Here is a 16730-nt window from a genome sequence, read left to right on the forward strand (position 1 = left end):
GTGTCACTTACGCTTTGGCAACAGTGTCTTGCCCGTTTGCAGGATGAGCTTCCTGCCACCGAATTCAGCATGTGGATTCGTCCGCTGCAGGCTGAATTGAACGACAATACGCTGACCTTGTATGCACCAAATCGGTTTGTACTCGACTGGGTTAGAGATAAATATCTCAATAGTATCAATGGGCTGCTGAATGAATTCTGCGGTACGAATGTGCCGTTACTGCGTTTTGAAGTGGGCACGCGTCCTGCCGCACAGGTCACCACCAGCCAGCCGGCAATGGCCAGTTACAGCGCGCCTGCACCGATTGAAAATCGCCCGGCGCCCACGCAAATTTTGCGCCCAAGCTGGGATTCGGTGCCTGCGCCGGCTGATGTTACCTACCGTTCCAATGTGAATAACCGCCATAACTTCGATAACTTTGTGGAAGGTAAATCGAACCAACTGGCACGCGCGGCGGCACGTCAGGTAGCGGACAACCCTGGCGGCGCCTATAACCCTCTGTTCCTTTATGGCGGCACCGGTTTGGGTAAAACTCACCTGCTGCACGCGGTGGGTAACGGCATTATTGCGCGCAAGCCCAATGCCAAAGTGGTGTATATGCACTCTGAGCGTTTTGTTCAGGACATGGTTAAAGCCTTGCAGAACAACGCTATCGAAGAGTTTAAGCGTTACTATCGTTCGGTGGATGCACTGCTGATCGATGACATCCAATTCTTTGCCAATAAAGAACGATCGCAGGAAGAGTTTTTCCACACCTTCAACGCCCTGCTGGAAGGCAATCAACAGATCATCCTGACCTCGGATCGCTATCCAAAAGAGATCAACGGCGTAGAAGATCGCCTGAAATCGCGCTTTGGCTGGGGATTAACGGTCGCGATCGAGCCGCCTGAGCTGGAAACGCGTGTGGCGATCCTGATGAAGAAGGCCGATGAAAACGACATCCGCCTGCCGGGCGAAGTGGCGTTCTTTATTGCTAAGCGTCTGCGTTCCAATGTGCGAGAGCTGGAAGGCGCGCTGAACCGCGTGATCGCCAACGCGAACTTTACCGGTCGCGCCATTACCATCGATTTCGTGCGCGAAGCGCTGCGCGATCTGCTGGCGCTGCAGGAAAAGCTGGTCACCATTGATAACATTCAGAAAACGGTGGCCGAATATTACAAAATTAAAGTGGCGGATTTGCTGTCGAAACGCCGTTCGCGTTCGGTAGCGCGTCCGCGCCAGATGGCGATGGCGATGGCGAAAGAGCTCACTAACCACAGTTTGCCGGAAATTGGCGATGCGTTTGGTGGCCGCGACCATACCACCGTGCTTCACGCCTGCCGTAAAATCGAGCAGCTGCGTGAAGAGAGCCACGACATCAAAGAAGATTTCTCTAACCTCATTCGAACATTATCTTCCTGACGCATATGAAATTTATTGTAGAACGTGAGCAGTTACTGAAGCCCCTGCAACAGGTCAGCGGTCCGCTGGGCGGTCGTCCAACCCTGCCGATCCTTGGCAATTTACTGCTGCAGGTCAGCGAAGATACGCTGCGCCTGACCGGCACCGATCTGGAAATGGAAATGGTGGCGCGCGTTGCGCTGACGCAGCCACACGAGCCGGGGGCAACCACGGTTCCCGCGCGTAAATTCCTCGATATTTGTCGCGGTTTGCCGGAAGGTGCTGAGATCAGCCTGACGCTGGAAGGCGACAGAATGCTGGTGCGTTCTGGCCGCAGCCGTTTCTCGTTATCTACCTTGCCAGCCAGTGATTTCCCGAACCTGGATGACTGGCAGAGCGAGGTTGAATTTACTTTGCCGCAGGCAACGTTGAAACGCTTGATCGAGGCTACGCAGTTCTCGATGGCGCATCAGGATGTGCGCTATTACCTCAACGGCATGCTGTTTGAAACCGAAGGTGAAGAGCTGCGCACCGTCGCCACCGATGGTCACCGCCTTGCGGTGTGCTCAATGCCGATTGGTCAGGCGTTGCCAGACCATTCGGTGATCGTGCCGCGTAAAGGTGTGATTGAGCTGATGCGCCTGCTTGATGGCGGTGAAACACCGCTGCAGGTGCAGATCGGCAGCAGCAATATTCGTGCTCACGTTGGCGACTTTATTTTCACCTCCAAGCTGGTTGACGGACGTTTCCCGGATTATCGCCGCGTATTGCCGAAGAATCCTGATAAAGCCTTAGAAGCCGGATGCGATATTCTGAAACAGGCATTTGCGCGTGCGGCGATTCTGTCGAATGAGAAGTTTCGCGGCGTTCGCATCTACATCACCGAAAATCAGCTCAAAATCACGGCAAATAATCCCGAGCAGGAAGAAGCGGAAGAGATGCTGGATGTCTCTTACAACGGCACCGATCTGGAGATCGGATTCAACGTCAGCTATGTGCTGGATGTATTGAATGCGCTGAAGTGCGAGAACGTGCGTTTGCTGCTGACTGATTCGGTGTCGAGCGTGCAGATTGAAGATGTTGCCAGTCCAGCCGCGGCATACGTAGTTATGCCAATGCGCTTGTAAGGTCGGCATTTATGCCGACCTGGCGAATGTTCGCACCATCCTGGGAGCCATTAATGGCTCCCCTACAAGATCCCGAATAGCTTCATCCCGGAACACTTCATGGCTTTAACCCGCCTCCTGATTAAAGATTTTCGCAATATTGAGCAGGCCGATCTGGCGCTGGCCCCCGGTTTCAATTTTTTAGTTGGCGCCAACGGTAGCGGCAAGACCAGCGTGCTGGAGGCGATTTACACGCTGGGCCACGGTCGTGCGTTTCGCAGTTTGCAAGCGGGGCGCGTTATTCGTCACGATCAAGACGCCTTTGTGCTGCACGGCCGAATTGAAGGCAGTGAACGCGAACTGTCGGTGGGGTTAACCAAAAATCGCGCCGGCGACAGCAAAGTACGCATTGATGGCAGCGACGGTCATAAAGTCGCCGAGTTAGCGCAACTGTTACCCATGCAGCTGATCACGCCGGAAGGTTTTACGCTGCTGAATGGCGGTCCCAAATATCGTCGCGCCTATATCGATTGGGGCTGTTTCCACGCCGCGCCCGGCTTTTTCCATGCCTGGAGCAATCTGCGTCGTCTGCTGAAACAGCGCAATGCGGCGCTGCGTCAGGTATCGCGCTACAGCCAGATTCGTCCGTGGGATCAGGAACTGGTGCCGCTGGCCGAGCAAATCAGCGCATGGCGCGCCGAATACAGCGCGGCGATTTCCCGCGAGATCATCGCCACCTGTGGCCAATTTTTACCAGAGTTCGAGCTAGCGTTCTCTTTCCAGCGCGGCTGGGATAAAGAGAGCGACTACGCCGAATTGCTGGAGCGTAATTTCGAGCGCGATCGCGCGCTCACCTACACCGCCAGCGGCCCGCATAAAGCCGATTTTCGTATTCGTGCTGAGGGCACGCCGGTGGAAGATTTACTCTCACGCGGTCAGTTAAAGCTACTGATGTGCGCGCTGCGCTTAGCGCAGGGCGAATATCTGACGCGCAGCAGCGGACGACGCTGTTTGTATCTGATTGATGACTTTGCCTCAGAGCTGGATGACACCCGTCGCCGGCTGTTAGCTGAACGCCTAAAAGCCACGCAGGCTCAAGTATTTGTCAGCGCCATTGGTGTCGAGCATGTAATCGACATGAGTGATGAAAAGGGCAAGATGTTCCGCGTGGAACAGGGTAAAATAGTGGTTCAACCTGAAGATTAAATGAGCGAGAAACGTTGATGTCGAATTCTTATGACTCCTCAAGTATCAAAGTCCTGAAAGGGCTTGATGCGGTACGCAAACGCCCGGGCATGTACATCGGCGATACGGATGACGGCACCGGTCTGCATCACATGGTATTCGAAGTCGTGGATAACGCTATCGACGAAGCGCTCGCCGGTCACTGCAGTGACATTACCGTTACTATTCATGCCGATAACTCGGTTTCCGTGCAGGATGATGGACGTGGTATTCCTACCGGCATTCACCCGGAAGAGGGCGTCTCTGCGGCGGAAGTGATCATGACCGTTCTGCACGCAGGCGGTAAATTTGATGATAACTCATATAAAGTATCGGGCGGTCTGCACGGCGTCGGCGTTTCCGTGGTAAACGCCCTGTCGCAGAAGCTGGAGCTGACCATTCGTCGCGAAGGTAAAGTGCACCAGCAGGTTTATCAGCACGGCGTGCCGCAGGCACCGCTGGCGGTATCAGGTGATACCGACGCAACCGGTACCCGCGTGCGTTTCTGGCCGAGCTATGAAACCTTCACTAATGTGATTGAGTTTGAGTACGACATCCTGGCGAAGCGCCTGCGTGAACTCTCGTTCCTCAACTCTGGCGTCTCGATTCGTCTCGAAGATAAACGCGACGGCAAGAGCGATCACTTCCACTACGAAGGCGGTATCAAGGCGTTTGTTGAGTATCTCAACAAAAACAAAACGCCAATCCATCCCACCGTGTTCTATTTCTCTACCGAGAAAGATGGCATTGGCGTGGAAGTGGCGCTGCAGTGGAACGACGGTTTCCAGGAAAACATCTACTGCTTCACCAACAACATTCCACAGCGCGACGGCGGTACGCACCTGGCCGGTTTCCGTGCGGCAATGACGCGTACCCTGAACGCCTACATGGATAAAGAAGGTTACAGTAAAAAAGCCAAAGTCAGCGCCACCGGTGACGATGCGCGTGAAGGTCTGATCGCCGTGGTTTCGGTGAAAGTGCCGGATCCGAAGTTCTCTTCCCAGACCAAAGACAAGCTGGTCTCTTCAGAAGTGAAATCGGCGGTTGAGCAGCAGATGAACGAACTGCTGGCAGAATACCTGCTGGAAAATCCATCTGACGCCAAAATCGTGGTTGGCAAGATCATTGATGCGGCGCGTGCGCGTGAAGCGGCGCGTCGTGCGCGTGAAATGACGCGCCGTAAAGGTGCGCTGGATTTGGCCGGTCTGCCGGGCAAACTGGCGGATTGTCAGGAGCGCGATCCGGCGCTGTCTGAAATCTACCTGGTGGAGGGTGACTCCGCAGGCGGCTCCGCCAAGCAGGGCCGTAACCGTAAAAACCAGGCGATTCTGCCGCTGAAAGGTAAAATCCTGAACGTGGAGAAAGCGCGTTTCGACAAGATGCTGGCGTCGCAGGAAGTCGCCACGCTGATTACTGCGCTGGGATGTGGTATCGGTCGCGACGAATACAACCCGGACAAACTGCGTTATCACAGCATCATCATCATGACCGATGCGGACGTCGACGGCTCGCACATCCGTACGCTGCTGTTGACCTTCTTCTATCGTCAGATGCCGGAAATCGTGGAGCGTGGTCACGTCTATATTGCTCAGCCGCCGCTGTACAAAGTGAAGAAAGGCAAGCAAGAACAGTACATTAAAGACGACGAAGCGATGGATCAATATCAGATTTCTATCGCGCTCGATGGCGCAACGCTGCACACCAATGCCAGCGCGCCAGCTTTGGCGGGTCAGCCGCTGGAAACGCTGGTGGCTGATTTCAACAGTACGCAGCGCATGATCAAGCGTATGGAGCGTCGTTTCCCAGCGGCTCTGCTGCGTGGTCTGATCTACCATCCAACGTTAAATGACCTCAGTGACGAAGCCGCAGTACAGGGCTGGATCGACGCTTTAGTCGCGTATCTCACCGAGCGCGAGGCGCATGGCAGCAGCTATGTGGCGCAGGTGCGTGCAAACCGCGAACAGAATCTGTTCGAACCGGTGCTGCGTGTCCGCACCCACGGTGTTGATACCGATTATCCGCTGGATAGTGAATTCATCGATGGCCCGGAATACCGCAAAATCTGTAGTCTGGGCGAGCAGCTGCGTGGTCTGATCGAAGAAGATGCATTTATCGAACGTGGTGAACGTCGCCAGCCGGTAAGCAGCTTCGAGCAGGCGATTGAGTGGCTGGTGAAAGAGTCGCGTCGTGGTCTGTCTGTTCAACGTTATAAAGGTTTGGGTGAGATGAACCCTGAGCAGCTGTGGGAAACCACCATGGATCCGGATAGCCGCCGCATGCTGCGCGTGACGATCAAGGATGCTATTGCTGCTGATCAGCTGTTCACTACCTTAATGGGCGATGCAGTTGAACCGCGTCGTGCGTTTATCGAAGAGAATGCGCTGAAAGCGGCCAATATCGATATCTAATCGATAAGGCCGAGACAGAAAACCCTTCCCTGGTGGAAGGGTTTTTTATTTTCAGCGTGGGACGGAGAAACGGAAGCATGCGCCGGGGTATTTTTCATCCAGGCGGATATCTTTGCCATGCAGCTGCAGAATGCGGCGTACCACCATTAATCCTAAACCACCGCTGTTTTTTCGGGTGCTGGCATGGGAAAGTGCAGAAGGACGCTCAAACAGTGTGGCTCGTAAAGCCTCGGGAATACCCGGCCCGGAATCTTTCAGGCTCACTTCAACCTCACGCTCTGCGTTACGCAGCGTAACTTCAATCGTACCCGCCTGTGGCGTATATTTAAGCGCGTTATCCAGTAAGTTAGTTAGCACACGGTCAATCATTGAGACATCGGCATTTACCTGCGGCAACTGGTCTGGCATATCCACCACGAAGCGAATATTACGCGTGCTGGCCATTAATTCGAATTTCTGCACCACATCGTAAGTGAGTTCAGAAAGACTAAACGCCTCACAGTTGGGTTTTATCACGCCATATTCCAGCTGCGCCAATTCAAATAACTGCTGGGCTAACATGCTCACTTTCTGGCTTTGCGAAAGCGCGATATGCAAATAACGCTGACTTTCATCTGCTTTTAGGCTATCCGCTTTATACAGCAAGGTTTCAAGATAACCATGCAAAGTGGTGAGCGGCGTGCGCAGGTCGTGCGAGATATTGGCGACAAAATCGCGGCGCAGCTGATCCTGATAAGCCAGCTTTTCCCACTGAAAGGCAACGCGACGCGCCATACCGACAAAAGCACCTTGTAATACCGCCACCTCATCCTTTTCTTGTTGTTGCGGCAACGGTAACTCGGCTAGCTGTTTTATCTCCGTCATGTCTTCGCGGTTAAGTTTGCGTACGCGCTGCGTTAACTGACGCATCGGTCGGGTAATTAAACTGAACGCCACCACGCCCGCCGTCAGCCCAAACAGCACCACCAATAAAGAAGACCACAATGACGTACGCTGTAAAATATCGAGCTGCGCTTCCTGCTCCAGCTGGAGATAATTTTCTCCCTGGAGAATGACATACAGATAGCCAACAGGCTGGCCATTAAGCGAAAGGGGCGCAACGCTAAACACTTTCTTCTCCTGCAGATTACGCGGGTCATCACCATAAACTGGCGCAGCGGCGCCGTTGAGCTGTGATCGCAGGGGGGCAACGCTGACGTTGGTACGTTTAATATGATGAGGCGGCGCGGCATCGGCCAGAATATTGCCCTGCAAATCCAGCAAATAGACCTCAACGCTGGGGTTGAGCGCCATCAAATCATTAAACAGCGCCTTCATGAGCGGCAGGTTAACGCCTTTTTCGCCAATCATATCGGGATTAAGGCTGGCGATATGTCTGGCAAGTCCGTCGGATAAGCGTTGAACCACGGCGCTGCCATATTGTGCATTAATGCGAATCTGCATCCAGCCCGACAACAGTGTGCAAAGTAATAGCAGAGAAGCAAAAACCAGCGCCAGGCGCTGGCTAAGTGTCAGGCGTTTCATGTTTAAAACCTAATTCGCAGGCAGCGAAAATTTATAGCCTTTCCCCCACACCGTCAGGATGTAGCGGGGTTCGGCTGGGTTGTCTTCAATTTTCAACCGTAAACGGTTGATATGGGTGTTTACGGTGTGTTCATAACCATCGTGTTGATAACCCCAAACCTGATTAAGCAGATTGAGGCGAGAAAAAACTTTTCCGGGATGCCTGGCAAAGTAATAGAGCAGATCGAACTCACGCGGCGTTAAATTCACTGGCTTGCTGCGCAGCCAGACTTCTCGTGCCATGGGATCAATCATTAGCGCCTCGTGGTGCAGCGTACCGGCTTCCATGCGTGAATTGATGGCCATCGCCTCCTGGCGACGAAAAAGGGCTTTGAGCCGCGCCACCAGTTCCAGTACGGAAAAAGGTTTTGGCAGGTAATCATCTGCACCCAGTTCCAGACCCAATACGCGATGCACCTCGCTTGAACGTGCGCTGATCATGATAATTGGCGTATAACGCTTCATCGCGCGGGCTCGACGACAGATTTCTAATCCATCCACGCCGGGCAACATCAAATCAAGAATTAAGGCATCCCAATGCTGGGTTTCAAGCAGCTGCACAGCGAGATTCCCTTCGGCTGCGTGGGTTACGTCGTAGCCTTCATCCTGAAAGTTCAGACGTAAAACGTCGGCAATTCCGCAGTCATCTTCGACGATAAGTATTTTTTTTGCGTCGTGCATCATCCATTCCTGCTTCGCTTATCAGATCAATTTACCGCTAAAGACAGCGGAAAGTGTTCACATTTTGTTTAAACCTGCGTGAGGCTTTAGTGAACAACAACGCACCACAATAGCATTCAGTCCTTAAACGCTGCGCTCAGATACGGATTGAAAATTTCTCCATGGGGCCGCGGGTTTAAAAGCCAGTCATTGAGACATTTCTTGTCATAGGGCAGAGCGGGCCCGCGCAACAATGCGGCCACATTAAAAAGGGAGGCAGATGATATGGACATTCATTTGGACAAAAAAACCGCATGCCCGGCCGTGATTCATCCACGCTGGCTGCGAGCGTGCCACTGGATCAATGCCGCAGCCATTGTGCTTATGACGTTGAGCGGATGGCGCATTTATAACGCTTCACCCCTATTCGACTTTTATTTTCCGAGCGAGGTCACTCTCGGCGGCTGGTTAGGCGGAGCGCTGCAGTGGCACTTCGCCGCCATGTGGATTTTCGCTGCGAATGGTGTGTTTTATCTGACGATGAATATCGTGACCGGACGTTTTGCCAAAAAGTTTCTACCGCTGACGCTACGTGGGCTCCAGCAGGATGCCATCAACGCGCTAAAGGGCAAACTGGCACATGCGGATTTACGGCAGTACAACAACGTTCAACGGGCTGCCTATCTGTTTGTAATGGTGGATTGCCTGCTGCTGGTGCTGTCTGGGCTGGTGTTATGGAAATCCGTCCAGTTTGGATTGTTACGCGAACTCCTTGGCGGTTATGAGGCCGCGCGTTTCATCCATTTTTACGCGATGACAGCGCTGATGGGTTTTGTCGTGGTGCATCTGGTGATGGTGGCGCTGGTGCCTAAAACCTTCATTGCCATGCTGCGTGGACGCTAAGGAGAGCGAAATGAAAAAAAGTAATCTCGGACTTTCACCGGGCGATGCGGAGGCAGTAGTAAAAGAAGCGCAGCAACTTTTGGCGCGCCAGCTGGATTCATCCGCACGTCGCCGTTTTTTACGCCAGGGATTAACACTTGGTGGGGTGGTGATGCTAACCGGCTGCGATCTCCGCGAAACGCCCGACGTGGATAGCGTGCTGAATAGCTTTTCTCGCTTCAACGATCGCGTTCAGGGCTGGCTATTTAATCCTGCCAGTTTGGCACCGGAATACAGCGCAGATCGTATCGCTAAGTCTTTCCCGTTCAACGCGTTTTACGGTGAAGAGGATATTCCACAGGTTAATGGCGAACAGTGGCGCCTGGAGATTGCCGGTCTGGTGAGTGATAAGCGCAGCTGGTCGCTGCCACAGCTCTACAATATGCAGCAGGTTGATCAGATTACGCGCCATATCTGCGTGGAAGGCTGGAGCGCGATTGGCCGCTGGGGCGGCGTGCGTTTTGCTGACTTCCTGAAACTCATCGGGGCTGATACCACGGCCAAATATGTCAGTTTCAAATGTGCAGATGATTACTACACCAGCATCGATATGGCATCGGCGCTGCATCCACAAACCATCATGGCATTGAGCTGGGATGGACGCATTTTACCGCCTGAATATGGTTATCCGATGAAAATCCGTATCCCAACCAAGCTGGGATACAAAAATCCAAAGCATATACAGGTGATTGAAGTAACCAACCGTTATACCGGCGGTTACTGGGAAGACGAAGGATACAACTGGTTCGGCGGAAGCTGATCGCTAAAAACCCGGTGCCTGGTGCGCCAATACGCTTCATAAATGAAAATAATGTAAGGAAACACCCTATGAAAAACGTAATCGTAGCAACCTTTATCGCTTCAATGATGACCATGTCCGTTGCCTATGCTGCTGACACCATGGGCAAAGACGCCATGAAAAAAGATGAAATGGGCATGAAGAAAGAGGCCATGCACAAAGATGAAATGGGCATGAAGAAAGAGGGCATGCACAAAGATGAAATGGGCATGAAAAAAGACGGCATGCACAAAGATGCTATGGGCATGAAGAAGGATGCGATGGGTAAAGAAGATAAAATGAAAAAAGACGCAATGAGCCAGTAAAACCAGCCTCTTGCTCCCTGTATTTCAGGCCATCATGTATATGATGGCCTTTTTTAATGGTTGAGTAAAAAGTCTTAAGTCTGGTGTGAAACTGGCCAATGTGAGCTGAATCGCGCTAGCATTGATCAAAACCCTGACTCAACGAGGACGTTATGGCAATAAAACTGGTTGCAATCGATATGGACGGCACGCTGCTCAATCCGCAGCATGAGATCACGCCCGCCGTTAAATCCGCGATTGAGCGCGCGCACAAAAAAGGCGTTATGGTGGTGCTTACCACTGGCCGTCCCTATGTCGGTATTCAGCGCTATTTAATGGAGCTGAATTTGGTTGATGAGGGCCAATACTGCATCAGTTATAACGGTGCGCTGGTGCATCGTGCCAATGATGGTGAATGCGTTGCAGAAATTACCCTGGGCTTTGACGACTACCTTTATATTGAACAGCTAGCGCGTGAACTTGGCGTCCACTTCCAGGCTTTCGACAAATCCTTCCTCTATACGCCAAACAAAGACATCAGCGAATTCACCATCCACGAAGCGAGCCTCACTGGCATTCCGGTGCGCTATCGCTCTGTTGAAGAAATGGATCGCGCCATGCGCTTCCCTAAGCTGATGATGATCGATAAACCCGATCTGCTGGATTCTGCCATTCAGCGTTTGCCACAGCAGGCTCGCGATAATTACACCATCCTCAAAAGCGCCCCGTATTACCTCGAAATCCTCGATTCGCGTGCGAATAAAGGACAAGGCGTGAAAATGCTGGCTGAGAAACTTGGCCTGGCGCGTGAGGAGGTGATGGCGATTGGCGATCAGGAAAACGATCTGGCCATGATTGAGTATGCTGGAACGGGCGTAGCAATGGGTAATGCCATTGATTCGGTGAAAAAAATTGCGCAGTTCATTACCAAAACCAACATGGAAGATGGCGTGGCGCACGCTATCGAAGAGCTGGTGCTGTAAGCCCTTCTTTTTTCTCCTCACGTTGTGATTGGGTCGCCATGAGTGGCGACCCAACAAACCTCTCGATGCGATTTTAAGGTCGCCATTCCTGGCGTAATACCGATCGGTTAAGCAAAAAAATGCCTGTTTATGCTGGTGCGCATGAATGCGCACCCTACGAAAACCCGGGCTATATCCACGTAGGGTCACCATTCATGGTGACCGATTCAGGTTTAACTGACGAGCATTACGCCATTTCTGGCAACCCTACCGCGATTTCACATATGGATTGTCTATTTTGTGATCCACATTGTAGTACAGCTTAACGTTATGGTACTACAATCGGCGGCGTAGGCTTCGCGGAACGAAAGCAGTAATCTGATGCGCTATAGCCTTTCACTGAATGGAACATCATGACGCAAGAACAATTAAGTAAAACGGAACGCATCATCCTCACGCTGGGTGAAGAGATTGTGGCAGGGAAGTTTATGCCAGGTGCGGCGTTGCCGGCGGAAGCTGAACTGTGTGAGCGTTTTGGCACCTCGCGCAACATCATCCGTGAAGTTTTTCGTTCGCTGATGGCGAAGCGTTTAATGGAGATGAAGCGCTATCGCGGCGCCTTCGTTACGCCACGTAACCAGTGGAACTATCTGGATAGCGATGTGTTGCAGTGGGCGCTGGCGCACGATCAGGATCCGCGTCTGATTGCGGCAATGAACGAAGTGCGTGTGCTGGTGGAGCCGCAGATTGCGCGCTGGTCAGCCGAGCGCGCCACTTCAACCGATCTGGCCGCCATTGAGCTGGCCTACAACGCCATGGTGGCCAATCACCTCAATCGTGAAGCCTTTAACGAAGCGGATATTCGCTATCACGAAGCGGTGTTGAATTCGGTGCACAACCCGGTATTGCAGCAGCTCAATGTGGCAATCAGCCAGCTGCAAAAAGCGGTGTTTGCGCAAACCTATATGGCTGATGAAGGCAACATGCCGCGCACCTTAGCCGAACATAAAGCGCTGTTTGATGCCATTCGCCATCAGGATGGTGATGCAGCGGAGCAGGCGGCTAAAGCGATGATTGCCAGCTCAACGGCACGACTCAAGGAGATTATGTGACCAGCTATATCGCGATTGATTGGGGATCGACCAACCTGCGCGCCTGGTATTATCAGGCCGGTGAATGCAAAGAGGAGCGCCGTTCAGAAGCGGGTGTCACGCGCCTGGGCGATCGCACTCCCGCCGAGGTCTTTACCAGCGTGACCGACGGTTGGCCAACCAATGACGTTCCCGTCGTCATGGCCGGCATGGTTGGCAGCAACGCGGGCTGGCTATCGGTGCCCTATCTGTCCTGCCCGGTGGCGTTGGGTGAGTTGAGTAGCCGACTGACGCGCGTTGAAGATAAGGCATGGATCGTGCCGGGACTGAGCGTCGAACGTGACGACAACTACAACGTGATGCGCGGTGAAGAGACACAGCTACTCGGTGCGCTGGCATTGCAGCCCGCGCCGCTCTACGTCATGCCCGGTACGCATGCTAAATGGGTGCAGGTGGAACAGGATCGCGTGCTGGATTTCCGTACCGTAATGACCGGTGAGCTACACCATCTGCTGCTGAAACAGTCGCTGGTGGGCGCCGGTTTACCGCAGCAAGAAGAGAACGCCACCGCCTTCCACGATGGCCTACAGATCGGTAGCAACGATGCCTCGATTCTGTCTCGGCTGTTTGAGGTGCGTGCTTCACACGTACTCGGCGCGCGCGATCGCCGTCATATCAGTGATTTTCTCTCAGGTTTACTGATCGGCCACGAAGTGGCGCTAATGACAAAAAACCACGCGGCAGGCAGTCAACCGATCACCATTATTGCCGGAAGTGCGCTGGCGCAACGCTATCAGCAGGCGCTGCATTTTATCGGCATGGATTCAGTCACGCTGGAGGGCGATCGTGCTTTCCAGCACGGAATAAGGAGTATTGCGAATGTCCTGGCAAACTAAGGTTCCGCTGATCGCGATTCTTCGCGGTATCACGCCGGATGAAGCGGAAGCGCACGTTGGCGCACTGATCGACGCGGGTTTCGACGCGATTGAAATCCCGCTGAACTCGCCGGAATGGGCCAAAAGTATTGGCGCGATGGTGAAAACCTTTGGCGACAAGGCGTTAATTGGCGCCGGCACGGTGCTGAATCCGGCGCAGGTCGACGAGCTGGCGACGCTGAATAGCAAATTAGTGGTCACGCCGAATACCGATGCTGCGGTTATCCGCCAGGCGGTGGCCAAAGGCATGATCGTTGCCGCCGGATGTGCGACCGCCACCGAAGCGTTCACTGCTTTACAGGCCGGTGCGCAGGCGCTGAAAATTTTCCCGTCGTCGGCTTTTGGTCCGGGCTACATCAAAGCGTTGAAAGCGGTATTGCCGCCAGAGGTGCCGGTGTTTGCCGTGGGCGGCGTGACGCCGGAGAATCTGCATGAATTTATGGCCGCAGGCTGCATTGGTGCCGGCTTAGGTAGCGATCTTTATCGCGCCGGGCAACCGTTGTCGCGCACTGTGGAACAGGCTCGCGCATTTATTGCTGCTTATAAGGACGCTGTACGATGAAAATTACCAAACTGACCACTTATCGCCTGCCGCCGCGCTGGATGTTCCTGAAAATTGAAACCGATGAAGGCATTGTCGGCTGGGGCGAACCGGTCATCGAAGGGCGCGCTCGCAGCGTGGAAGCGGCGGTACACGAGCTGTCGGAGTATTTGATTGGCCAGGATCCGGCGCGCATCAATGATTTATGGCAGGTGATGTATCGCGGTGGTTTCTATCGCGGTGGCCCGATTCTGATGAGCGCGATTGCCGGTATCGATCAGGCGTTGTGGGATATCAAAGGTAAAGCGCTGGGCGTACCGGTTTATCAACTGCTGGGTGGTTTAGTGCGCGACAGCATCAAAGCCTACAGCTGGGTAGGCGGCGATCGTCCATCAGAGGTGATTGATGGCATTAAGAAACTGCGCACTATCGGTTTTGATACCTTTAAACTCAACGGCTGTGAAGAGATGGGCATTATTGATAACGCCCGCAAAGTCGACGAGGCCGTCAATACCGTGGCACAGATTCGTGAAGCCTTCGGTAAAGAGATTGAATTCGGCCTCGATTTCCACGGTCGCGTCAGTGCGCCAATGGCAAAAGTGCTGATCAAAGAGCTGGAACCCTATCGTCCGTTGTTTATTGAAGAGCCGGTGCTGGCCGAACAGGCGGAATACTATCCGCGCCTCGCCGCACAAACCCACATCCCAATTGCCGCTGGCGAACGTATGTTCTCGCGCTTTGAATTCAAACGCGTGCTGGAAGCGGGTGGTCTGGCGATTCTGCAACCGGATCTGTCGCATGCGGGCGGTATCACCGAGTGCTACAAAATTGCCGCAATGGCCGAATCCTACGATGTCGCGCTGGCACCACACTGCCCGCTGGGCCCGATTGCGCTGGCGGCGTGCCTGCACGTCGATTTCGTCTCGCGCAACGCGGTGTTCCAGGAACAAAGCATGGGGATTCACTATAATCAGGGCGCTGAACTGCTCGATTACGTGATCAATAAAGACGATTTCAAAATGGATGACGGTCATTTCTATCCGTTAAATAAACCGGGCCTCGGCGTGGAAATTAACGAAGAGTTAGTGATTGAGCGTAGTAAAAATGCACCGGACTGGAGAAACCCACTCTGGAGATTCCCGGACGGTTCAGTTGCTGAATGGTAAATACCCATCTTAATTTAAGCTGCAGATGTGTTTTCTGCCACTTAAATTATTTAGGATATTAAATTTAATTAAATTAAATCTAAACGATTATATGCCGGTGAAATAGGGCATAGGGCTTCACTCAGCCTTTTTCCCGGCACAGCTTATTTACCGCCACGGCGGCTTTACCTTTGTTACCACTACCTGCGTTTATCGGGGCGCGCTTTATCGCGTCTTAACGGCAATCGCGATTACGGAGAAACACCATGGATCTCTCTGCTGTTCACGCCAAACCGACGCGCCGTCGTTATATTACCTTGTTGATGATCTTTATTACGGTGGTTATTTGTTATGTCGATCGCGCTAATTTAGCGGTGGCCTCTGCCCATATTCAGGAAGAATTCGGCATCACCAAAGCGCAAATGGGTTATGTATTTTCTGCCTTTGCCTGGTTATATACGCTGTGCCAGATTCCCGGCGGTTGGTTCCTTGATCGCGTTGGTTCACGCTTAACCTATTTTATTGCCATCTTTGGTTGGTCGGTCGCAACGCTATTCCAGGGATTCGCGACGGGCTTATTATCCTTAATTGGCCTGCGCGCTATTACGGGCATCTTTGAAGCGCCCGCCTTTCCCACCAATAACCGTCTGGTGACCAGTTGGTTCCCGGAACAGGAGCGCGCTTCAGCGGTGGGCTTTTATACCTCCGGCCAGTTTGTTGGCCTGGCATTCCTGACGCCGCTGCTGATCTGGATCCAGGAACTGTTGAGCTGGCATTGGGTGTTCATCATCACCGGGGCCATCGGCATTATCTGGTCGCTGGTCTGGATCAAGTGCTATCAGGCACCGAGTCAGAGCAAAGGCATCAACAAAGCCGAGCTGGATTACATCCGCGAAGGGGGCGCGATGGTTGATGGCGATGCGCCGAGCGAGAAGAAAACCCGTACCAAACTTACCGCTGCCGACTGGAAACTGGTATTCCATCGCAAGCTGTGCGGCGTGTATCTCGGCCAATTCGCGGTGACGTCAACGCTGTGGTTCTTCCTGACCTGGTTCCCGAACTACCTGACGCAGGAAAAACACATCGCGGCGCTGACCGCGGGCTTTATGACCACGGTGCCTTTCCTCGCGGCGTTTGTTGGCGTGATTCTGTCGGGCATCGTTGCCGATCGCCTGGTGCGCAGCGGCCGTTCACTTGGGTTCGCCCGTAAAACGCCGATTATCTGTGGCTTGCTGATTTCAACCTGCATCATGGGCGCTAACTACACTAACGATCCCATCTGGATTATGACGTTGATGGCCATCGCCTTCTTCGGCAACGGCTTCGCTTCGATTACCTGGTCGCTGGTGTCGTCGCTGGCGCCGGTGCGCTTGATTGGCCTGACCGGCGGGATGTTCAACTTTGTCGGTGGCCTGGGCGGCATCACTGTACCGCTGGTGGTGGGCTATCTGGCGCAGGATTATGGCTTTGCGCCTGCGCTGGTGTATATCTCAGCCGTGGCGCTGATCGGTGCGTTGTCGTACATCCTGCTGGTTGGTGATGTGAAGCGCGTGGGTTAACTCATCCGGTGCGCATGAATGCGCACCCTACAAAACCGTGCCGTAGGGTCGCCATTCATGGCGACCTGGCTAATAGCCGCACGATAATGGCGACCGGGTTTAGTCGCATCCCGCCTGCAAATCACGTAATT

15 protein-coding genes are annotated in these 16730 nt (G+C 53.3%); 13 read left to right on the top strand and 2 right to left on the bottom strand.

What is annotated here, in order from left to right; all coding sequences use genetic code 11:
- The 4 genes from dnaA to gyrB all read left to right on the top strand — a co-directional run.
- The coding region (gene dnaA / locus AC07WB_RS00005; protein WP_494939846.1) for a chromosomal replication initiator protein DnaA at window positions 1-1401 on the top strand (1401 nt) is incomplete at its 5' end.
- 5 nt (window positions 1402-1406) lie between these two features.
- A complete protein-coding gene (gene dnaN, locus AC07WB_RS00010; protein ID WP_097095492.1) occupies window positions 1407-2507 on the top strand; it encodes a DNA polymerase III subunit beta in 1101 nt (366 codons plus the stop codon).
- A 99-nt stretch (window positions 2508-2606) separates the two neighbouring features.
- Window positions 2607-3692: a DNA replication/repair protein RecF gene (recF, locus tag AC07WB_RS00015; protein ID WP_097095491.1), complete on the top strand. Its 1086-nt coding sequence runs from the start codon at window positions 2607-2609 to the stop codon at window positions 3690-3692.
- A gap of 17 nt (window positions 3693-3709) precedes the next feature.
- Complete coding sequence (gene gyrB / locus AC07WB_RS00020) at window positions 3710-6118, top strand: DNA topoisomerase (ATP-hydrolyzing) subunit B (RefSeq protein WP_097095490.1); 2409 nt, start codon at window positions 3710-3712, stop codon at window positions 6116-6118.
- Window positions 6119-6169: 51 nt separating this feature from the next.
- Here the strand turns inward: gyrB and AC07WB_RS00025 are convergent, their stop codons facing one another.
- Together AC07WB_RS00025 and AC07WB_RS00030 are read right to left on the bottom strand one after the other, a co-directional pair.
- A complete protein-coding gene (locus tag AC07WB_RS00025) occupies window positions 6170-7642 on the bottom strand; it encodes a sensor histidine kinase (protein WP_097095489.1) in 1473 nt (490 codons plus the stop codon).
- Between the two features lie 9 nt (window positions 7643-7651).
- Entirely contained in the window at window positions 7652-8362 is a 711-nt protein-coding gene (locus AC07WB_RS00030; RefSeq protein ID WP_097095488.1) for a response regulator transcription factor, read from the bottom strand.
- A 264-nt stretch (window positions 8363-8626) separates the two neighbouring features.
- Here AC07WB_RS00030 and AC07WB_RS00035 point away from each other — a divergent pair, with 264 nt between their 5' ends.
- The 9 genes from AC07WB_RS00035 (at window position 8627) to AC07WB_RS00075 (ending at window position 16599) form a co-directional block, all read left to right on the top strand.
- Complete coding sequence (locus AC07WB_RS00035; protein WP_400458604.1) at window positions 8627-9244, top strand: cytochrome b/b6 domain-containing protein; 618 nt, start codon at window positions 8627-8629, stop codon at window positions 9242-9244.
- Between the two features lie 10 nt (window positions 9245-9254).
- On the top strand, window positions 9255-10043 hold the full coding sequence (locus AC07WB_RS00040; RefSeq protein WP_494939847.1) for a molybdopterin-dependent oxidoreductase: 789 nt from the start codon (window positions 9255-9257) through the stop codon (window positions 10041-10043).
- A gap of 68 nt (window positions 10044-10111) precedes the next feature.
- Window positions 10112-10387, top strand: a complete 276-nt coding sequence (locus AC07WB_RS00045; protein WP_345827630.1) for a hypothetical protein — start codon at window positions 10112-10114, stop codon at window positions 10385-10387.
- A 152-nt stretch (window positions 10388-10539) separates the two neighbouring features.
- Window positions 10540-11349, top strand: a complete 810-nt coding sequence (gene yidA / locus AC07WB_RS00050) for a sugar-phosphatase (RefSeq protein WP_494939848.1) — start codon at window positions 10540-10542, stop codon at window positions 11347-11349.
- 392 nt (window positions 11350-11741) lie between these two features.
- A complete protein-coding gene (locus tag AC07WB_RS00055; RefSeq protein WP_494939849.1) occupies window positions 11742-12440 on the top strand; it encodes a FadR/GntR family transcriptional regulator in 699 nt (232 codons plus the stop codon).
- On the top strand, window positions 12437-13315 hold the full coding sequence (locus tag AC07WB_RS00060; RefSeq protein ID WP_494939850.1) for a 2-dehydro-3-deoxygalactonokinase: 879 nt from the start codon (window positions 12437-12439) through the stop codon (window positions 13313-13315). The genes AC07WB_RS00055 and AC07WB_RS00060 overlap by 4 nt, the downstream gene beginning before the upstream one ends.
- A complete protein-coding gene (locus tag AC07WB_RS00065; protein ID WP_277977815.1) occupies window positions 13299-13916 on the top strand; it encodes a 2-dehydro-3-deoxy-6-phosphogalactonate aldolase in 618 nt (205 codons plus the stop codon). The genes AC07WB_RS00060 and AC07WB_RS00065 overlap by 17 nt, the downstream gene beginning before the upstream one ends.
- The gene (dgoD, locus tag AC07WB_RS00070) at window positions 13913-15061 is read left to right on the top strand and encodes a galactonate dehydratase (RefSeq protein WP_097095480.1); all 1149 of its coding nucleotides are present in this window, start codon (window positions 13913-13915) and stop codon (window positions 15059-15061) included. The genes AC07WB_RS00065 and dgoD overlap by 4 nt, the downstream gene beginning before the upstream one ends.
- A 245-nt stretch (window positions 15062-15306) precedes the next feature.
- Complete coding sequence (locus tag AC07WB_RS00075; RefSeq protein WP_097095479.1) at window positions 15307-16599, top strand: MFS transporter; 1293 nt, start codon at window positions 15307-15309, stop codon at window positions 16597-16599.
- Window positions 16600-16730: the final 131 nt, after the last annotated feature.

It is taken from the genome of Pantoea sp. GW821-FHT03E06 (assembly GCF_059420725.1).